The organism is Oribacterium sp. Sow4_G1_1, from assembly GCF_052116105.1.
Classification (GTDB): Bacteria; Bacillota; Clostridia; order Lachnospirales; family Lachnospiraceae; genus Oribacterium.
On the sequence record NZ_JBQKLS010000002.1, the window covers coordinates 211,271 to 231,159 of the forward strand.

26 protein-coding genes and 1 pseudogene are annotated in these 19,889 nt (G+C 49.1%); all 27 read left to right on the top strand.

Annotated features, from left to right (window positions below; translation table 11 throughout):
- Positions 1-103: 103 nt before the first annotated feature.
- The 27 genes and pseudogenes from ACTQ52_RS02415 (at position 104) to ACTQ52_RS02545 (ending at position 19,880) form a co-directional block, all read left to right on the top strand.
- Positions 104-850, top strand: a complete 747-nt coding sequence (locus ACTQ52_RS02415) for a virulence protein (protein ID WP_441981677.1) — start codon at positions 104-106, stop codon at positions 848-850.
- Entirely contained in the window at positions 837-1,055 is a 219-nt protein-coding gene (locus ACTQ52_RS02420; RefSeq protein ID WP_441981678.1) for a DUF4314 domain-containing protein, read from the top strand. Before ACTQ52_RS02415 ends, ACTQ52_RS02420 begins: the two co-directional genes overlap by 14 nt.
- Positions 1,056-1,181: 126 nt before the next feature.
- Positions 1,182-1,619 (top strand): DUF7698 family protein, encoded by a 438-nt coding sequence (locus tag ACTQ52_RS02425; RefSeq protein ID WP_441981679.1) that lies wholly within the window; start codon positions 1,182-1,184, stop codon positions 1,617-1,619.
- A gap of 13 nt (positions 1,620-1,632) precedes the next feature.
- Positions 1,633-1,860, top strand: a complete 228-nt coding sequence (locus ACTQ52_RS02430) for a DUF7678 domain-containing protein (RefSeq protein ID WP_441981680.1) — start codon at positions 1,633-1,635, stop codon at positions 1,858-1,860.
- Between the two features lie 232 nt (positions 1,861-2,092).
- Positions 2,093-2,413, top strand: a complete 321-nt coding sequence (locus ACTQ52_RS02435; RefSeq protein ID WP_441981681.1) for a hypothetical protein — start codon at positions 2,093-2,095, stop codon at positions 2,411-2,413.
- 182 nt (positions 2,414-2,595) lie between these two features.
- Complete coding sequence (locus tag ACTQ52_RS02440; protein WP_441981682.1) at positions 2,596-2,859, top strand: DUF7678 domain-containing protein; 264 nt, start codon at positions 2,596-2,598, stop codon at positions 2,857-2,859.
- A gap of 456 nt (positions 2,860-3,315) precedes the next feature.
- The gene (locus ACTQ52_RS02445; RefSeq protein ID WP_441981683.1) at positions 3,316-3,528 is read left to right on the top strand and encodes a hypothetical protein; all 213 of its coding nucleotides are present in this window, start codon (positions 3,316-3,318) and stop codon (positions 3,526-3,528) included.
- A gap of 199 nt (positions 3,529-3,727) precedes the next feature.
- On the top strand, positions 3,728-3,913 hold the full coding sequence (locus ACTQ52_RS02450; protein ID WP_441981684.1) for a hypothetical protein: 186 nt from the start codon (positions 3,728-3,730) through the stop codon (positions 3,911-3,913).
- 131 nt (positions 3,914-4,044) lie between these two features.
- On the top strand, positions 4,045-4,548 hold the full coding sequence (locus ACTQ52_RS02455; RefSeq protein ID WP_441981685.1) for a phage terminase small subunit P27 family: 504 nt from the start codon (positions 4,045-4,047) through the stop codon (positions 4,546-4,548).
- Positions 4,535-6,121 carry a terminase large subunit gene (locus tag ACTQ52_RS02460; RefSeq protein ID WP_441981686.1) on the top strand — a complete coding sequence of 529 codons (1,587 nt, stop codon included), beginning with the start codon at positions 4,535-4,537 and terminating at the stop codon, positions 6,119-6,121. Before ACTQ52_RS02455 ends, ACTQ52_RS02460 begins: the two co-directional genes overlap by 14 nt.
- Before the next feature lie 10 nt (positions 6,122-6,131).
- On the top strand, positions 6,132-7,421 hold the full coding sequence (locus tag ACTQ52_RS02465; protein WP_441981687.1) for a phage portal protein: 1,290 nt from the start codon (positions 6,132-6,134) through the stop codon (positions 7,419-7,421).
- Positions 7,418-8,164 (top strand): head maturation protease, ClpP-related, encoded by a 747-nt coding sequence (locus ACTQ52_RS02470; protein WP_441981688.1) that lies wholly within the window; start codon positions 7,418-7,420, stop codon positions 8,162-8,164. The genes ACTQ52_RS02465 and ACTQ52_RS02470 overlap by 4 nt, the downstream gene beginning before the upstream one ends.
- A 14-nt stretch (positions 8,165-8,178) precedes the next feature.
- A complete protein-coding gene (locus ACTQ52_RS02475) occupies positions 8,179-9,363 on the top strand; it encodes a phage major capsid protein (RefSeq protein WP_441981734.1) in 1,185 nt (394 codons plus the stop codon).
- 17 nt (positions 9,364-9,380) lie between these two features.
- The gene (locus ACTQ52_RS02480) at positions 9,381-9,650 is read left to right on the top strand and encodes a head-tail connector protein (RefSeq protein WP_441981689.1); all 270 of its coding nucleotides are present in this window, start codon (positions 9,381-9,383) and stop codon (positions 9,648-9,650) included.
- Positions 9,650-9,982: a phage head closure protein gene (locus ACTQ52_RS02485; RefSeq protein ID WP_441981690.1), complete on the top strand. Its 333-nt coding sequence runs from the start codon at positions 9,650-9,652 to the stop codon at positions 9,980-9,982. Before ACTQ52_RS02480 ends, ACTQ52_RS02485 begins: the two co-directional genes overlap by 1 nt.
- Positions 9,979-10,359, top strand: a complete 381-nt coding sequence (locus ACTQ52_RS02490; protein ID WP_441981691.1) for an HK97 gp10 family phage protein — start codon at positions 9,979-9,981, stop codon at positions 10,357-10,359. The genes ACTQ52_RS02485 and ACTQ52_RS02490 overlap by 4 nt, the downstream gene beginning before the upstream one ends.
- Positions 10,356-10,679, top strand: coding sequence for a hypothetical protein (locus ACTQ52_RS02495; protein ID WP_441981692.1), 324 nt, complete (start codon positions 10,356-10,358; stop codon positions 10,677-10,679). Before ACTQ52_RS02490 ends, ACTQ52_RS02495 begins: the two co-directional genes overlap by 4 nt.
- Positions 10,672-11,289, top strand: coding sequence for a major tail protein (locus ACTQ52_RS02500; RefSeq protein WP_441981693.1), 618 nt, complete (start codon positions 10,672-10,674; stop codon positions 11,287-11,289). The genes ACTQ52_RS02495 and ACTQ52_RS02500 overlap by 8 nt, the downstream gene beginning before the upstream one ends.
- Before the next feature lie 4 nt (positions 11,290-11,293).
- Entirely contained in the window at positions 11,294-11,671 is a 378-nt protein-coding gene (locus ACTQ52_RS02505; RefSeq protein WP_441981694.1) for a hypothetical protein, read from the top strand.
- A complete protein-coding gene (locus tag ACTQ52_RS02510) occupies positions 11,668-11,835 on the top strand; it encodes a hypothetical protein (protein ID WP_441981695.1) in 168 nt (55 codons plus the stop codon). The genes ACTQ52_RS02505 and ACTQ52_RS02510 overlap by 4 nt, the downstream gene beginning before the upstream one ends.
- An 85-nt stretch (positions 11,836-11,920) precedes the next feature.
- Positions 11,921-12,193, top strand: coding sequence for a type II toxin-antitoxin system RelB/DinJ family antitoxin (locus ACTQ52_RS02515; RefSeq protein ID WP_441981696.1), 273 nt, complete (start codon positions 11,921-11,923; stop codon positions 12,191-12,193).
- Positions 12,194-12,225: 32 nt separating this feature from the next.
- Positions 12,226-12,573, top strand: a pseudogene (locus ACTQ52_RS02520) (flavodoxin family protein); the annotation flags it as partial.
- A 216-nt stretch (positions 12,574-12,789) separates the two neighbouring features.
- On the top strand, positions 12,790-13,203 hold the full coding sequence (locus ACTQ52_RS02525) for a hypothetical protein (protein ID WP_441981697.1): 414 nt from the start codon (positions 12,790-12,792) through the stop codon (positions 13,201-13,203).
- Between the two features lie 217 nt (positions 13,204-13,420).
- Entirely contained in the window at positions 13,421-16,489 is a 3,069-nt protein-coding gene (locus ACTQ52_RS02530; protein WP_441981698.1) for a phage tail tape measure protein, read from the top strand.
- Complete coding sequence (locus ACTQ52_RS02535; RefSeq protein ID WP_441981699.1) at positions 16,486-16,854, top strand: hypothetical protein; 369 nt, start codon at positions 16,486-16,488, stop codon at positions 16,852-16,854. Before ACTQ52_RS02530 ends, ACTQ52_RS02535 begins: the two co-directional genes overlap by 4 nt.
- On the top strand, positions 16,855-18,915 hold the full coding sequence (locus ACTQ52_RS02540; RefSeq protein ID WP_441981700.1) for a hypothetical protein: 2,061 nt from the start codon (positions 16,855-16,857) through the stop codon (positions 18,913-18,915).
- Complete coding sequence (locus tag ACTQ52_RS02545; RefSeq protein WP_441981701.1) at positions 18,912-19,880, top strand: hypothetical protein; 969 nt, start codon at positions 18,912-18,914, stop codon at positions 19,878-19,880. The genes ACTQ52_RS02540 and ACTQ52_RS02545 overlap by 4 nt, the downstream gene beginning before the upstream one ends.
- Positions 19,881-19,889: the final 9 nt, after the last annotated feature.

Below are 19,889 nucleotides of genomic sequence, written 5' to 3' on the forward strand. Positions count from 1 at the left end.
GCGTATTCCAGTCATCTTTGGTGGTATTACACCGAAGAATTTAGTGGATATAAATGTGCTGTAGAGCGAATATGTCCATACAAAAGAAGAGGAGGACATTTCCATGACATATCATTTTAACGTAACAGGCCCGGAGCGGAAGGCTTTAGTAAAGGTTATAAGCGAGCATCTCGGAGTTGGTGCAAAGTACCTCGGTGTTCCGAGCTGCGCTTTTAAAGTTGGAAGCTATACGGTTTCAAAGGACGGCGCCCTTTCCTTTGAAGACGTGGGAGAGGAGCTGCTCGAAGAAACGAGAACCCTGATCGCGAATCTTCAGGAAGCAGGCTTTCATGCCGATGAGCTTAACCTTCCGGAGCCGGCATCCCGCCCAGAAGAAACCGGCGAGCATCTTGAAGAAACTGCCATTTCGGGACCGGCGGATTCGGAAGAACATACCTTATGCATCAGCCTTCCAAGAGCTCGCTTTAGCGAGGCCGCCATTCAAAACCTGAAGGACCTTATTTCAGGAAAGGGCACGCTCATGAAGCGCGCCTTCCAGGTAGACGAGCTTCCGCTTAAGGTGACGGACGAGCAGGTGATCTTCCCTTGGTTCCGGCTCGGAACCGCGGATGAGACCGAAGCTTACATGGCCTTCGTGCGGGCCATCGGTGAGATGGCGATCGACCGGAAACGGATTTCTGCAAAGGAGAAGCCGATCACAAATGAGAAGTACGAATTCCGCTGCTTCCTTCTTCGGCTCGGCATGATCGGAGATGACACAAAGAAGATCCGTAAGATCCTCATGAAGAACCTTTCGGGTTCCGCCGCGTTCAAGAACGGGATGAAGAAGGAGAGAAATGAAGCTCGCTAACAGAGCGCAGGTTGAACGCCTGCGCCTCCGCTATCCCATCGGAACCAGAGTGGAGCTTGTAAAGATGGACGATGCTCAGGCACCGCCCATCGGCACACTGGGAACGGTCATCGGTGTAGATGATACTGGCTCCCTCCTGGTGGACTGGGATAATGGCTCCGGACTCAATGTAATCTACGGTGTAGACCGAGTGAAAAAGCTGTAATATACACAATTTTCTCCACCACATGGTACCCGATCTTTGGTACAGATATCGTCCTTACTTCGCTTGCTATTATGTGCTTTCAGAGTGATATATGTACTACCAAAAGAAAACAAGGAGGCACACACCATGATGAACATTTTTGAAGAAGCTTACAGAGGAATCCAGGAAGCAAAGAAGGCTTACGCCGCAGCTACCAGCGAGGCTGAGCAGGATGCAGCAAGAGCCATTTACAAGCAGGCAACCGCAAAGCTTGATGGCTTAAGCAACACAGAGAAGCGCATCTGGAGCGCTTATGAAACCGCCAAGGACTGCGGCAACGAGTACCTCGACCTGAACGACACCATCCGCGATGACACAGTCGAAGACCTGGTAGCCTGCATGAAGGAATGCGGCATTGAAGCCTTCACATTCTCCTCCACCTGGAGCAGCGCAGTTGAAACTGCATGGCTTTTCCAGAAAGCCGGATGCACCTTGTCAGGACTCATCGAGATCAACAGCCAGCACAAAGCCTTTATGAGCGACGAGTATGAAAAGGCACATGGATACCTTTTCAAGCTGAACTAAGGAGGGCAGGGCCATGTGGACAGAAGGAAGCATTAAGGTGGGAGACAGCATTTTCCATTACTGGGTGAAGCACTACGAAGAGCCGAGCGGGGACTACGGCATTGACGGCGGCAGGATTTCAAAACTCATGCTGAAGAGAAACGGCGAGATCGCCTACAACTATGACCGGGGACCGGACATTGAGCCGGTTGATGAGGAAACCGCGCTTGCATTTTCTATCCTTTTGAAGGAATACAAATAAAGACCGGAGGAGCGCCCGAAAGGGCGTGTTCCTCGTTAGGGGCATGTTTCGAAGTCGTGATGGAACGGCTCCTTTTTTTTGTGTGTCTTGTGAGCCTCCCATGCAGAGTCAAATCCACACAACATCTCCGTCGGTTTTTTTTTACATATATGAAACACATATTGGTTGCTATGTATGTCCCGTAGAGTGATTAATACAGTAACAAAAGGAAAGAACAAACGGAGGAAACACCATGCACCCATACTTCATCAGAAACCATTTTATCCTTGGAAACTACAACACAAGCATTACAAGAAAGGAATTCGAAGAATCCTTCACGAAGACGAAGGAATCGGTCAGATTCACATTTAACGGCTGGGATGGCAAGAGCTACAACGGTGAAAGCCGGAACGCGAAGGTTTACCGCACGAGCATACCGGGATACGAAGAGGTTCGATTCATCAAGGTTGGAAAGGCCCTCTGCTACATCGATGAAGAGTCCATGATCATCGAGAAGGCAACCGGCGAGGCACACCCGGAAGCCGGATGGATCATGGATGTCGAAAGAGCCTAAGAGAAAAGAAACGGACGTCTGAGGGCCTTTGTACCTACGGTACGGGGGCCCTCAGACGTCACTTGTGAAGCCATCCGTGTGCGGTAGATGTACACAAGAAAACGCCGTACATCTTGTGTACTGATCGTATTGCTACATCCTCCGTGTAGAGCGATACTACAGTCACAAAAGAAAAAGAACCCATGAAGGAGGAAAGAAAAATGTGGAGTAAAGGAGTTATTGGAATCCCGGTTACAGGAGAAAAGCAGAGCATTTGCCATTACATTGTGAGACACAATAAGAGGTCATCAAAAACCCGCGGGCTTGACGGAGGCCGGATCATGAAGCTCCAGATCAAGATAAACGGTGAATGCACCGCTGAATACAACGAAGGCACCTGGGCCACTGAGCCGGAAGATGAAGCTACGAAACTTGCCATCATGATCTGCATGAAAGATTATAACTAAGAGGGAAGCCCGAAAGGGCTTTTTCTCGTAGGAACCACCTTGACAAAATGATTTGATGAGACCTACTATTCATTTAAGCAAAGAGTTGAATGAGGTATTTATATGGACGAGCGCATTAAAGCCATTTGCGACAAGCTCGGGTTTGACCCTAGAACGTATAATCCGACGTTTAGCGGAACGGAAGATGACAGACGTGAAAATCCGTTTAGTGTTCTAGAAGACGAAGAGCTGGACCATCTTCTTTCTAGTGGGTACCTTAAGAAAAATAGAGATTAGCGTATCAATAGCCACCCGGAAACGGATGGCTTTTTTGATGCCATAGATTAATAGAAGTACACGAAGCGTCCTCCGAATCTTTGGTACATATATGGGCTCGAATGAACTGGATATAGAGCTCTGGTAGAGCGAATATGTACACAACAAAAGGAAAAGCCATACGGCCAAGGAGGAAAGAGCATGAGAAAGAATACCGAGAAAAAGGAACTGCAGCGGAAGGAACATAAATTCTACATGGTGAGAGCCTACCGGGGACTTGAAGGATGGGTGGATTTCAAATTCTTCGAAGACTTCAACGAGGCAGACGATTGGTTATGCGACTACGTGAGAAGCCGGCACCTTGACATCCGGGATTTCAACATCCGAGAGGACATTGCGGTGGAATACATCTAAGAGGAACAAACACCATGAAGCGTCAGGGAGAAGATCCCCGGCGCTTTTCTAATTGACAGGTGAGCACTAGATGCAGATGAAACTGTAAACTACACAATTAGCACCACTGTATCTTGTATAGTAAGTGTATTGCTACATCCTTCCGGTAGAGCGATACTACAGTCACAAAAGAAAAAGAACCTATGAAGGAGGAAGCAAAATGAAGAAGGTTGATTTATACGCACGCGGCGAGGACGGAAGATGGACACTTATTTTTAAGGAGATCGATGAGGAGCAGGCGATCGCCATCTGGGCAGCTGGCATGAAGACAGGCGAGAATCGATTCTCCATCGAGGATGAGGAGTCAAGAAGAATTCGGGAACTGAACCGGCGCCTCATGAAGTAATATCATGGACACATAAGGCCCATGGCTTTGATACCATAGTAGTATGAAAATCCCGGGAAGGAATTCCCGTTCACATATAAGTTTAAAGGCAGCGAGGAGCTGTCTTTTTTGTTACGAGAAAGGAGGGCCTCATGGCCGTACGAGGAAGAAAGCCGGTCCCGACAGAACTAAAGGTCCTCGAAGGAAATCCTGGTAAGAGACCATTAAACAAGAAGGAACCGAAGCCTATAAAGAAGGCGCCGCTGTGCCCGAAGTGGCTTGATCCGGATGCGAAGAAGGAGTGGAAGCGCCTTGCTTCCAAAATGGAGCGCTTAGGCATTCTCACCGAAGTCGATATGGCGGCCTTTGCAGGTTATTGCCAGTCGTATTCAAGGTGGAAGGAGAACGAGGAGTTCATCACAAAGAATGGATCGCTTGTGCGTACACCATCTGGATACTGGCAGCAGGTACCGCAGGTATCGATCGCACAACAGTATTTAAAACAGATGGGACGGTTTGCAGAGCAGTTTGGTTTGACGCCGGCATCACGGTCTCGTCTTATTGCAGACGATCCTGCAAACGGATCGATGGATGAGATGGATAAGCTACTTGGTGACGGTGATCGATGGGGGAAGGTAATTGATGGAGGAGTTTAAGCCAACAAGATTTATGCTGCCAACCTCGCACTATGATCCTGAAAAAGCTGAGCGTGCCGTGCGCTTTATTGAGCAGCTAAGACACACGAAAGGTAAATGGGCCGGAAAGCGATTCATCCTTCTCCCATGGCAGCGGGAGATCATTTGTAACCTCTTTGGGGTGGTGAAGGAAGACGGCTGCCGGCAGTTTCGTACAGCCTACATCGAGATCGGAAAGAAGAATGGTAAGTCTGAGCTTGCGGCAGCGGTCGCGCTCTATCTTCTCTATGCAGATCACGAGCCATCGGCCGAAGTGTATGGCGCGGCAGCGGATCGTCAGCAGGCATCGATTGTTTTTGATGTTGCGCATCAGATGGTCAGTATGTCGCCGGCGCTTATGAAGCGGTCAAAGATCATGGCAGCGACAAAGCGAATCGTAAACTATCAAAATGCAGGATTCTACCAGGTCCTCTCTGCAGAAGTTGGTACGAAGCATGGACTAAATGTTTCTGGCCTCGTTCTTGATGAGGTGCATGCACAGCCAAACCGTAAACTCTACGATGTTCTTACCCAGGGCTCTGGTGATGCGAGAGAGCAGCCGCTCTTCTTCCTCATCACGACCGCGGGAACCGATAAGAATTCGATCTGTTATGAGCTCCATCAGAAGGCACGTGACATTCTTTCCGGTCAGAAGGTGGACCCTTCGTTTTTTCCTGTGGTGTATGGCCTTACGGAGGAAGACGACTGGCATGATGAAAAGAACTGGTATAAGGCAAACCCGAGCCTCGGGGTGACGATCGATCCAGAGCGTGTGCGTGAGCATTACCGGCAGGCGTTAGAGAATCCTGCAGAGGAGGCGATCTTTAAGCAGCTTCGATTAAACATGTGGGTATCCTCTACGACCGCCTTTATCCCGGAGCAGGTATTCGATAAAGGAAATCAGCCGATTGACCTAGAATCCCTTCGCGGACGCGAGTGCTATGGCGGCCTCGATCTATCGAGTACAGGGGATATTACGGCACTTGTACTCATGTTTCCACCAAGACAAGAGGAGGAGAGCTATGTGTGTCTCCCGTTCTTCTGGGTGCCGAGGGACACGATTCCTTTAAGAGTTAGGCGCGCATCAGTCCCGTATGACACTTGGGTAAGACAAGGGTACATGATGGCGACCGAAGGAAATGTCATTGATTACAATTTCATCGAGGCCTTCATCAATGACCTTCATGAGATCTATGACATTAAAGAAATCGCCGTCGATCGATGGAATGCGACCATGCTTATCCAGAATCTTGAAAATGATGGATTCACCATGGTTCCTTTCGGCCAGGGGTTTTCGAGCATGAGCCCACCGACAAAGGAGTTTTATAAACTCATGATGGAGGGAAAGATTGTGCATGCAGGAAATCCAGTCCTAAGGTGGATGGCATTAAATGTCGTCGTCGATCGGGATGCTGCAGACAATATTAAGCCGACGAAGGCGAAGTCACCAGAGAAGATCGATGGCATCGTCGCAAGTATCATGGCCCTCGACCGCTGCGTCCGGCATGAAAATCCGGATAGTGTCTACAACAGCCGTGGACTCATCACATTTTGAAAGGAGAAATATGAACTGGCCTTTTTCTAAGAATCGACCGAAGAACAGCCTCCCAGGCGATCAGTACCGTTTCTATATGGGCTACTCCACCGCAGAAAAAGTGGTGACGGAGAGAAGCTCCATGCAGATCACTGCGGTGTATGCCTGCGTGCGCGTGTTATCGGAAGCGGTTGCGAGTCTTCCGCTTCATTTCTATCACTATAAAGAGGATGGTAGTAAGGAAAAAGCCCTGAAGCATCCTCTTTATTTTTTGCTTCATGATGAGCCAAACCCGGAGATGACGAGCTTCATCTTTAAGGAGACCATGATGACGCATCTTCTCCTCTGGGGAAATTTCTACTGTCAGATTATCCGAAATGGTAAGGGGGAAGTGGTCGGGCTGTATCCTTTGATGCCTAATCGAATGACGGTTGATCGTGATGAGAAGGGGCGCCTCTACTATAGCTATCAGCATCAGTCCGATGAAGCTGGTACCATGCGAAATGAAACCGTGATCCTTCATCAGGACGAGCTCATGCATATCCCGGGCCTCGGCTTTGATGGCCTCATCGGATACAGCCCGATCGCCATGATGAAGAACGCCCTAGGCACCTCGATTGCGTGTGATGAGTACGCATCAAAGTTCTTCGCGAACGGAGCGTCACCATCCGGTGTTTTAGAGCACCCTGGGATCTTAAAGAATCCGGAAAAGGTACGAGAAAGTTGGAACCAGGCATTCTCTGGTAGCCAGAACGCGCATAAGACGGTTGTCCTTGAGGAAGGCATGAAGTACGCACCGATTTCCATTAACCCGCAGGATAGCCAGTTTCTGGAAACCCGTAAGTTTCAGCTTGAGGAAGTCGCGCGTGCCTTTCGCTGCCCATGCCACCTTATCAATGATCTTGATCATGCGACCTTTAGTAACATTGAGGAGCAGTCACTTGAATTCGTGACCTACACCTTGGCACCATGGCTTGTACGAATTGAGTCTGCGATCGGGAAATCCCTTCTTCGTGAAGATGAAAAGGGAAAGTACTACGCACGCTTTAATGTGGACGGCCTTCTCCGAGGGGATTATGCGTCAAGAATGCAGGGCTATGCGACCGGCATCAATAACGGCTTCATGTGTGTAAATGATGTCCGGATGCTTGAAAACTTAGATCTTGTACCGGAGGAGGATGGTGGAAATACCTTCATGGTAAATGGCACCATGCAGAAACTTTCCGAAGTCGGTGCTGCATACCGGGATAAGGCGGAGCCAAGCGAAAGCAAAGAGGAAACGGATGATAAAGAGAAAACGATGAGGAGGAAACGAAGATGAAGTTCTGGGATTTTGTGACGAATCAGGCACCCGCTCCGGATGATCCGGAGAAAACCATAGAAGAGCGCGTCCTTACATTAGATGGACCGATTGGTGCAGAGAGCTGGTTTGACGATGATGTCACGCCGGTTCTTTTTAAGGACGAGTTAAATGCGGGGACAGGAGACATTACGGTGTGGATAAACTCCCCGGGCGGTGATTGCTTTGCAGCCGCGCAGATCTACAACATGCTTCGAGACTATAAGGGCCGCGTCACCGTAAAGATTGACGGCATCGCTGCATCGGCAGCATCCGTGATCGCGATGGCCGGTGACCGGGTACTGGTAAGTCCGGTCTCGATGCTCATGATCCATAATCCGTCTACGGTCGCGATGGGGGACCATAACGACATGCAGAAGGCGGCCGAGATGCTCGAGTCGGTGAAGGATTCGATCATTAATGCCTACGCGGTAAAGACTGGGCTTTCCCGAAATAAGCTTTCACAGCTTATGGAGGATGAGACCTGGATGGATGCAAAGATGGCGGTCGAGCTTCACTTTGCAGATGCCATGATCGAGCGAACTAAGAATGAAGGAACGGGTGCCGCGCCAAAGGGCACCCTCTTTAAGAGCCGCCGTATGGATGAAGCGGTCACCAATAAGGTGATCGATCATTATAAGAAACCTCCGGTAGAAACACCGGAAAACACGAGGAAGGCAAGCGACTGCTATGAGCGTTTAAACCTTCTTAAAACCATGATGTAAAGGAGATACCAATGATGAATTTAAAGGATTTAATTACAAAGCGTGCCACCGCATGGGAGGCAGCAAAGACCTTCCTTGATGCTCACCAGGGCGAGAATGGACTCATGTCCAGAGAGGATAGCGAGACCTACGATCGTATGGAGAAGGAGGTGACCGATTATACCAGGGAGATCGAGCGCTTAACCCGTCAGAAGGAGATCGATGACGAGCTTAATAAGCCGATGGCTTCCCCGCTTACAGAGCGCCCAGGCGCGGGTGCGGAGCCGGCGAAGACTGGTCGTGCTTCGGATGCCTACCGTAAGGCGGCTATTCAGGCGATGCGTACCGGCTTCCATCAGGTGAGTGATATCCTGCAGGAGGGCGTTGACACCGATGGTGGATATCTTGTTCCGGAGGAGTGGGATAAGCGCCTTATCGATGTGCTGAATGAGGAGAACATCATGCGAGGTCTTGCGACGAAGCTTAAGACCTCTGGTGAGCATAAGATCAATATCGCAGCCACCAAGCCGACCGCGGCCTGGATCGAGGAGGGTGGAGAGCTTCAGTTTACCGATGCAAAGTTTGGTCAGAAGATCCTTGATGCCCATAAGCTTCATGTAGCGATCAAGATCACCGAGGAGCTCCTCTATGACAATGCATTTAACCTTGAGGCGTACATCACCACTCAGTTTGGTAAGGCGCTCGCAAACGCGGAGGAGGATGCATTCCTGAATGGTGATGGTACCGGAAAGCCGGTCGGTCTTTTCCATGAGACGAAGGGCGGCGAGACCGCGATCACTCTTAGCGGTACGAAGATCGTAAGCGATGATGTTCTTAACCTCATCTATAAGCTGAAGCGTCCGTACCGCCAGAAGGCATCCTTTATCATGAACGACCAGACCCTGGCGGATCTTCGTAAGCTGAAGGACAACAATGGCGCCTACCTCTGGCAGCCGTCCTACCAGGCGGGAGAGCCGGATAGACTCTGTGGCTATGGCATCCACACCTCCGCGTTTGCACCGACCGTCGAGGCAGGTAAGCCGGTGATGGCGTTTGGCGACTATAGCTACTACAACATCGGTGACCGCGGTAGCCGTTCTTTCCAGCCGCTTCGTGAGCTGTTCGCCGGTAACGGTATGATCGGCTATGTGGCGAAGGAGAGAGTCGATGGTCTTCTGATCCTGCCGGAGGCGGTTCAGATCATGAAGGCCGGCGCCTAAAGGGAGAAGGTGACGCGATGCTTAGCCTAGACGAGGTGAAGCAGTATCTACGGGTAGATAGCTCGGATGAGGATGAGCTTTTAAAAGGTCTTATTGATTCTGCGGAGTCCCTCGTCTTTGACGTAAGCCGTCGCCCGAATACAGAGGATGCGATCACACCCATCATGAAGGTGGCCGCGATGTACGCGGTCGCCTATTTATATGAGCACCGAGAGGAAGCGGATCATAATGAATTGATGCTTACGCTTCGGGCTCTTTTATTTGGTGTCCGGGAGGCGAAGTTCTGATGGAAGTTTCACTTTTAAACATGCGGATCACGATCGAGAAAAGTTCGGTTGCGACGGATGAAATCGGAAACCATAAGACCGAGTGGGCGGAGTATTTTCGGTGCTTTGCAACGATCAGTAATGAGGGTGGTGAAGAAACAGAAGACGCCGGCGCGACGCATGATCGTGCGTCCTGTGCCTTCACGGTCCGCTGGTCAAGTGAGACGGCAAGGATCACGCCAACTGGGTATCGCATTCGCATAGAGGATGACCTCTACAATATCCTCCGCGTAGATCATATGAATAATAAACGGAAGGCGCTGAAACTTTGGTGCAGGAAGGTCGATCGATGATGGAGAAGGTGAAGATCGGAGAACTTGCAGATGCGATCATGGAAGGGCTCGAAGAATATAAAGACCTTGCGACCGATGAAATGAAGAAGTCTGTCAAGAAATCAGGGAAAATCGTAAAGCAGGAAATCGAAAAGAATGCGCCGAAGAGAACCGGGAAGTATAAGAAGAGCTGGGCGGTGAAAACCACAAAAGAGGATGCAAACTCGATCGAGCTCACCGTTCATTCTCGGAACCGGTATCAGCTCGCCCACCTCTTAGAGTTCGGCCATGCAAAGCGCGGTGGTGGAAGAGTACGGGCGATCCCACATATCGCACCTGCAGAAGAGGTCGGTGTGAAGGAGTTAGAAGATGAGATCGAGAGGGCGCTAAGGAAATGATGGTGACAAAGATTTTAGAGGAGCTTGGACTTCCTTTCGCCTACGATCACTTCGCGGAAGGCGAAAGTCCAGAAACACCGTTTATTTGTTATCTTTCCCCTGGTAGCGACAACTTCGCTGCCGATGGAAAGGTCTATTACAAAATAAATGAGTTTCATATCGAGCTCTATACGGACTATAAAGATCCGGAACTAGAGGAAAGACTGGAGGACAGCCTAGATGCTGCCTCCATTTTTTATGAGAAGTCAGAAACATGGATCGAGAGCGAGAAGCTCTATGAGGTCCTATACACGTTTGAAATGGAGGCTAACAATGGCTGATAAGGAAAATAAGGTAAAGTATAACCTTAAAAACGCACACTACGCGGTGATCACGGTCGGAGAGGATGGCGCCGTAAAGTATGGAACGCCGGTTCCGATGCCAGGTTCCGTATCGCTTTCTCTCGACGCAAATGGCGAGCCAGAGAACTTCTACGCCGATGGTGGTGTGTACTACGTAATCAATAACAACACAGGATACGAGGGCGACCTTGAGCTTGCGCTTATCCCGGAGTCCTTCCGTACAGATATCCTGAAGGAAGAGCTTGATGAGAAGGGTGTGCTTATCGAGAATTCGGAAGTCGAGCTTGGCACCTTTGCGCTTCTTTTTGAGTTTGATGGTGACCAGAAGCATATCCGTCACGTCATGTACAACTGCTCCGCATCCCGCCCGGGTATCGAGGGTAAGACGAATGAGGACAAGAAGGAAGTACAGACGGAGAAGCTTACCATCAATGCGGTGCCGCTTCCAAACGGTATGGTGAAGGCGAAGACCGGTAACACCACGGATGCGACGACTTACGCGGATTGGTATAAGGCTGTGTATATGCCGCCGGTAGCAAATACCGTGGAGACACAGTCCGTGAAAGCAGTGAAGGCAGTAAAGGAGTAAAGCGATGAGTATGACAACGAAGATCATGATCGATGGAAAGGAAGTGCCGTTTAAGGCATCCGCGGCGATTCCTAGAATCTACCGCATCAAGTTCCACCGTGATATTTATAAGGACCTCGATACCCTGAGTAAGGCCGTTGGTGATGGAAACGAAGAGAGCTCCCACCTCGATATGTTTTCGCTTGAGATGTTCGAGAACATCGCCTATATCATGGCAAAGCATGCTGATCCTTCCATCCCGGACACACCAGAGGAGTGGCTTGACGAGTTTAGCACATTCTCCATCTACCAGGTTCTTCCAGAGATCATCAAGCTCTGGGGACTTAACGTGGAAACACAGGTTGAGTCTAAAAAAAACTTCATGGAACTGACCGCGAGATGACGACCCCATTATTTCTGCTCCGCTGCGTGCAGCTCGGCATCTCCATCCGAGACCTTGATCTTCTCACGATCGGGATGGTGAACGATATGTACGCAGAGAGTAGTAATGATGACTACAAGGGTTATCAGCAGCTTGCGACTCAGGAAGATTTTGACGCATTTTAACTGAATTTATGCGTCTTATATAATGACAGTGTGTTGATATTAGACACACATTTGAGTATACTATACTTGAATGGAGGTGTTCTGTATGGCAACAACTAATTTAAATATTCGTACAGACAAGGCAATCAAGGACCAGGCGGAGGAAATCTTCAATGAGCTTGGTCTGAATATGACAACTGCTGTAAATATGTTCCTGAGAACCGCTATCCGGGAGCATGGTATTCCTTTTGAATTAAAACTGGAAGTACCGAATGATACGACAGCCGCTGCCATTGAGGGAGGCAGAAAAATGATGAAGGATCCTTCTGCTCCGCGTTATTCCAGTATGGATGCGCTTAAGGCAGCTCTCGACGTATGAAATACGACATTCAGTTTACCAATCAGTTTAAAAAGGATGATACAAATCCTACAATTGATAAAATTGCTGCCGCAGATAGGATTCTTTTTGCTACACCAGTTTATTGGTGGGGAATGTCAGCACAATTGAAACTTATCATTGATAAGTGCTACTGCCGTGGATTGCAGTTAAAAAATAAAAAAGTTGGCACGATTGTTGTAGGCGGTTCTCCCGTAGACAGTATCCAGTATGAGCTGATTGATAAGCAGTTTGACTGTATGGCAAAATATCTTTCATGGGATATGCTTTTCAAAAAATCATATTACGCAACAGCCAGAGATGAACTTGAAAAAAACAAGGATTCCATGAACGAACTTGAGGGGATCGGAAAAAATTTATAAAGCACGTTCCAAATTCCAGTTTGCAGAGTTAAGTCTGGAAGAATTAGAACATATGCTGGATGTTTTAGTAGAAACAGGGCAAATAAGAGTATTTACTACAAACCACGAGAAGTTATACTGCACGGATGAGTACTATGATTACTTGTCCTCAAAAGAATAAATTTAATTGGAATAGCATGATGACTAGTTTCAAGCATAATATGGAAGGTTGAAGCTATGAAAAAAAAGAAACAAACATATGCACCTCAAAAGAAATTATATGTATGTCCAAGATGTATGGATTACCATTACAGTATAAAGAGAAGTTGTGCAAAATGCGGCTGTACAAAATGCCTAACTAGTGTATTAAGGAAACAGCCATTGAATCTTGAAGGAATCCCTAAGGAGGATTGGATCAGGATTATTTCATATAGAGAAACGAACGGATATGATTATATGAAATATGAAAAGTATTATAAAGTGGCACGGAAACTTGGTGTTAGAATACCAAGGGATGATAAACCTAGCTATGTTATGAAAGGATTAAGACCGCCGAAGGCACAGAGAGGAGGTTTTACGGGAGTAGCCAATCATGCAGGAGTCTCTGGTTATGTTCATAGTGTTAATGGTGGAGGATGTGTTCCAAAATAAAGCAGTTTAGTAGGGGTGTTCATTAGCAGTAGTGGCATATGGTGACCATTTTTTACATTTGTTAATAACTGCTTTTTCACTACAATCTTCAGTTTGTAAATCTCAATAGAATAGCAGTTTATTAGCATCGGTCGGAGAAATCTGATCGGTGCTTTCTTTATGCTCGGCAGAAATGTCGGGCAATTTTTATACCCATTTTTAAGGAAAGGAGGCCCTCATGGCAGGAAGCCGTATTAAAGGTATTACCGTCGAAATCGGCGGCGATACCACAAAACTACAGACTGCGCTAAAGAAGGTAAATTCAGAAGTGAAGAACACTGAGGCGCAGTTAAAGGATGTCGAGAAACTTTTAAAACTTGATCCTGGAAATACGGAACTTCTCTGTCAGAAGCAGAAGCTCCTTTCCAGTGCCGTCAGTGAAACAAAAGAGAAGCTTGAAACACTGAAGACCGCAGCCGAGCAGGCAAATCAAGCGCTTCAGAATGGTGACATCTCGAAGGAACAGTACGATGCACTTCAGCGAGAGATTATCGAAACCGAGCAGGATTTAAAGAAGCTTGAAGAGCAGGCAAACCAGTCCGCGACGGCGGTGCAGAAGATCGCATCAAGCGGTGAGAAGTTAAAGTCCGCGGGTGATACAGTTTCATCGGCTGGCCAGAAGCTTCTTCCAGTTAGCGCAGCGGTGACGGCCGTAGGAGTTGCTGCTGTGAAGACCGCTTCCGACTTCGATGCTTCCATGAGCCAGGTCGCAGCCGTTTCCGGCGCAACCGGAGATGACTTCGATAAACTCCGGGATAAGGCGAGAGAGATGGGCGCGAAGACGAAGTTCTCTGCATCGGAAGCTGCCGACGCCATGACCTATATGGCAATGGCCGGCTGGAAGACGGATGACATGCTTTCTGGTATTGAAGGCATCATGAACCTTGCAGCGGCTTCCGGTGAGGACCTCGCGACGACATCGGATATCGTGACCGATGCACTGACCGCCTTTGGTTTAACAGCTGCAGACTCTGGTCACTTTGCAGACATCCTTGCCGCTGCAAGCTCGAATGCCAATACGAACGTCGCTTTGATGGGCGAAACTTTTAAGTACTGCGCACCGATCGCCGGCGCCCTTGGCTTCTCAGCAGAGGACACCGCAGAAGCGATCGGCCTCATGGCTAACGCAGGTATCAAGTCGACTCAGGCCGGCACCTCCCTTCGTACCATCATGAATAATCTTACCGGTGAAGTGAAACTCTCCGGTGATGCGATTGGTGATGTGACGATTGCGACGACAAATGCCGACGGATCGATGCGAAACCTAAATGACATTCTTGCAGATTGCCGGACGGCATTCGGACAGCTCTCAGAATCTGAGAAGGCGAATAATGCAGAAGCACTTGTTGGTAAGAATGCAATGTCTGGTTTCCTTGCGCTCATGAATGCGGCGCCGGGTGACATTTCAAAACTAGATACCGCCATCAAGAACTGCGATGGTACCGCTGAGAAAATGGCGGAAACCATGCAGGATAACTTACAAGGTCAGCTCACGATACTGATGTCTCAGTTACAGGAGCTGGCCATTTCTTTTGCAGACCTCATGATGCCGGCCATCCGACAACTCGTATCCATGCTGCAGGGGCTTGTCGATTTCTTAAATAAGCTCCCAGGGCCTGTGAAGGAGATCATCCTGGTGGTGGCGCTTCTTGTTGCAGCGCTTGGTCCAGTCCTCATTTTTGTAGGTAAGATCATGAGCTCGGTCGGTACGATCATGACGATGGCGCCGAAGCTTGCAGGCGCTGTGAATGGAATCACGGGCGCGGTGAAGGGCATTGGAGCTGCCACCTCTGGTGTTGGCGCTGTGCTGAAGGCATTCTCCGGGATTGGTCTTGTGATCGCCGGTGTTGTAACTGCGGTAAAGAACTTCATCGATATGTTCACGAATGGATTCTCGGTCGTCAAAGATATTTTGATGGGTATCGGGATTGCGATTGCAGCGGTTGGAGCCGTCATCCTTGGCGCCCCTGCGGCGGTTGCCGGCGTCATTGCTACGATCGTCTATGCCGTCGCAAATCTAGTGATCGTCATCAAAGAGCACTGGACAGAAATCGGTTCTTTTCTTAGTGGCCTTTGGGAGAACCTCAAGGCACTCGCTGGCTCCGTTTGGCAGGCGATCTCAGATACGATCGGGGGCATCGTCTCCGGAATAGGATCGTTTTTATCCGGCATCTGGACGAACATTTCTACGACCGCGTCTACCATCTGGTCCGCGATCAGCACGACGGTTGGTGGCATCGTTCAAGGTATCGTCGATAAGATTCTAGCGGTTTGGAACGGATTCATTTCTGTATTCGGACCGCTACTTGAAGCTTTCCGGTATCTCTTTGAGACGATCTTCCAGGCCGTTCAGATCCTTATCGGGATGGCGATGGAAGCGATCAGCACAAAGATCCAGGAAATATGGAACGGGATCGTCGCCTTCCTGACACCGCTTCTTACAGCCCTTCAGAGTTTCATTGAAACGATCTGGACGGCGGTCACCAATTTCTTTACGGCAGCGCTCACCACGCTGCAGGGAATCTTCACGACGATCTGGAATGCGATCTACTCGGTGATCAGTACCGTGCTTACGGCGATCCAGGGAGTGGTGAGCTCCATCTGGAACTCGATCAGCGGCTTTATCACGTCGGTGATGAATACCATAAAGAACACGGTTTCAAATATTTGGAACAGTGTGAAGCAGTCCGTTTCTACGACAATCACGGAGATCTACAACACGATTAAGTCTGGCTTTGATAATGCGGTTTCCTACATCAAGGGACTCGCATCCCAGGCGTTCTCGTGGGGCCGTGACCTCATCATGGGGATCGTTAATGGTATTAAGTCGGCGGTCGGCGCCGTGACGGATGCCGTAAACGGGGTAGCCGATAAGATTCGATCGGTACTTCACTTCTCAGTTCCTGATGAAGGACCGCTTACGGATTATGAATCCTGGATGCCGGACTTCATGAAGGGACTTGCGAAGGGCATCGAAGAGAGCCGTGGTCTTGTATCGAAGGCGATGGATGGCGTTACTTCGGATCTGATCCTTAGCCCACAGCTGTCTCAGACGGAGACCGTCCTTGGGGCATCCGGAAGCGCCAGCGGTTTATCAGCAGTCACTACAGCGATTAAGGAAGCGCTTTCCGGAGTGACCGGCCAGACCGGGGACATCATGATCCCTGTCTACATCGGGCAGGACCGGATTGATGAGATCGTCGTGACCGCATCTAAGAGAGCAGATTATCGCTCAGGAGGTAGATGATGTTTCAGGAACTTAAAGTAAATGGCATCGTCCTGCCGCGACCGGATGATGACCTAAGTTTCAAGAATGCGAAAAAGAAAGAAGAGTATGAAACGGAGGCCGGGACCACCCAGGTCTCCGTTACGCGTGTTTCAAAGATCACGGTAAGTGGAGATTGGACGGTGACGGGCGAATGGCTCGCAAAGTTTCGCGCATGGGAGAGAGCATCGACCGTAACGGTCGCTTGCTTTTATCCCTCCGAGACGGAACTGTCCGATCATGAGTGTCAGCTGTCGATCGAAAAGGAGGAGCACATTCGATATTCAAGAGATCTACTTAAAGTGAATGGTCTCTATAAGATCAGTGTGAAGATGGAGGAGCTATAAATGTACAGCGTTTCAGAGGAATATAAGAAGGCGATGAAGCGTCCGGTACAGCGGCACTTCCTAAAGGGTACGATCGGAGAAAATGATTTTACGGAAGAGAACATCTTAGCTGGATCGTTTTCAATCACGAATCAGTGCTCTGGAAATGAGAATGTCCAGATCGGACAGGTGTATGTCGGGGAGCTTAGCGCGACCTTCTTAAATATTCCTCTTGAGCGCTATCAGTGGAAAGGGTCGACGATCACGCCATTCTTCGGGATGGAGCTTGAGGATGGAACCCGCGAGTTTATTCCACTCGGTGTGTTTACCGTCGATACGGCAGAGTGGACCTCAAGTGGTGTGGTTGTGAAGGCATACGATCACATGGCACTCCTTGATGAGCAGTGCAACAAGACGATGACGGAAGTGACACCGTATACACTCGTTAAGAAAATCGAGGAAGAGACCGGTGTGCTTTTTGCAAATACGGAAGAGGACTTCGAGCACTTCCCGAATGGCACGCACTTAATCTCTGAGACCACGACAAATGATGTAGAAACTTGGCGAGACCTGGTCGCATGGCTCGCGCAGACGATCTGTGCGTTTGCAACTGCAGACCGGGAGGGGAAGATCGTATTTCGTATGTACACGGATGAAGTCTCAGACACGATCGATGATCGGCACCGATTTACCGGCGCTTCATTCTCTGATTTCGTCACCCGCTATACCGGTATTTCCGTCGTCAATATGGCAGACAGTATGACGAACTACTACGGCATCGAGCCAGATGACGGACTCACCATGAATCTAGGATCGAACCCGTTTCTTCAGTACGGCCTTGATTCTACGAAGGAAGAGATGCGGAATGCGATCCTCGAAGGCATCCAGAAGATTAACTATGTGCCATTTAAGGTGAAGGCGATCGGAAACCCGGCCTATGATCTAGGGGACGTTTTAGTCTTTTCAAATGGCCTTGCAGATGGGACGAAGAAGTACTGCATCACAAAGTACGTTTTCAATTTCCATGGAACCTATGAGATGACGGGTGTCGGGCAGGACCCAGCGCTATCGAATGCACGTAGTAAGACGGATAAGAACATCATTGGTCTTGTATCAAACACCGATGAAAATAAGCTCGTCCATTACCAGTTTTCGAATACGAAGGTAATAGAGCTCCCGGATGGAAAGCGGGAGACCATTGCATCGATTCGTTTTGCGACTGCAACGAAGGACTCGGAAGTTTCCCTCTGGGCAGAGCTTTTACTAGAGACGAAGAACCCCGTAAAGCATCTGGTCGGGGATACGAAGATTGAGGCCGTAAAGGTCTCAAATCCGCCGACCGTCGAGGAGCTTCAGAAAGAGATTATGGCGAGTGACGCCGCGATTGTTGATCTCAACTCTAGACTACAGACGGCAGAAACTTCCATCAAGAAGCCCGATCGAATGACGGCGACTGTGAGCTATATGCTGAACGGCCAGGAGCTTAGCTATCATCCGGTCGAGACCTACTTTATTGATGGGCAGCATCTTTTATCCCTCCATTACTACATCGGTAACGTGAAGGCGAACACGATCTACAATTTCGTCATCATGCTTGAGATGAATGGTGGATCTGGGCATTTCGATACCGAGTGTGTAAACGTACTTCTTACCGGTATGGGCCTTGCAGGAACCGGCCAGTGGGATGGAACGATTACGACAGAGGAGAAGTTTGCGGCCATTTCCTTCAAGGATATTTGTGGTGGTCTTGAAGATACGGTAGACGTAAAGGAACTTACACCGAAACCAGTGAGCGCATTCACGGATGTATTCGCCTTTGACTTCGCATCAATTCTTGGTGGCCTTCAGGATGCACCTCTCGCAAGTATCGTGGTCCGCTACTACATTCTCTCAGACACCGAGGGTAGCCCTTCGATGAATGAGCAGTATGTGATCACGAACTCCGAGGATGCATTTATCCTGGAGACAAATTATGAAACGACGAGTAAGAAGGTATCGGTCGATGAAGGATATCTTCAGGTACTCGATATCTTTACGGACTATGATGAGCTTCTTACCCTCGAAAGGATGGTGGTGAAATGAGCATCGTAAGAGAAGACAATACCTGCACCATCACCTTCGAGGATGATGCCTTTAAGGATGGGTGCGCCGATGTTTTTGAAGTAACGGAAGGCGCGACGCCTTTCTATGTCGCAGATACCTGGAAAGTGAATGACCAGACGACGCTTCGGAGTGGACGCATCACGCATGGCGGAACCAGTGAAACGACCTTTTCAGTGATCCTAGTGGAAGCAGGGTCAGTTCAGTTTAATTGCGCGATCTCAAGTGAGCAGAACTGCGATCGACTTCGGGTGACCATTGATCAAAAGGAAGTCGTGAACATTTCTGGTACCATCGATTTTAAGGATTATGAATTCCTGCTGGAAGCCGGCTCGCATGAACTTATTCTTCGGTACACAAAGGATGGTTCCGTCGATCGTGGAAATGACGCTGGTGCACTTGGATATATTCGATTTACAGGGGTCGAGCTTCCGTTTGATACAAGATTCCTGATGCGGGATATGAATGGAAAGACCTACACCGTGATCGATGGTATCGTGACGGAGGTCCCGGAGCTCGCATCCGTAGAGCTTTCTACGAAGAGCGTCTTCCAGGATCATGGCTTTCTAAAGATGCCGACGCCGGAGCAGCTTGGTGCGCTTACAAAGCCAGTGCTTTACCGATGGGCGGATGGGGATATGCGGCTTATGAAAGCGAAGGCCACCGCAACACCGCGGGCTCAGACCATCCGGGCGGTCGCAGACCTTCATCATGAAACGATCCTCGGGATCGCCGGTCTTACGGCGGTCTACAAAGGAAACGTGATGGCCTCTTATAGCTATGATGATAAGAGCTACACGGCGCCGCTTCCAATGGAGGGCTTTCTAAAAACGGATGGCCCTACGCTTTATAAAGGCGCCACCAATAAGATGATTTATTTCAAGTTCGTAATAGAGGATACTGCATCTTCTCTTACGAACTTTATTGTTACTTACAAGAATCCATAGGAGGAGACG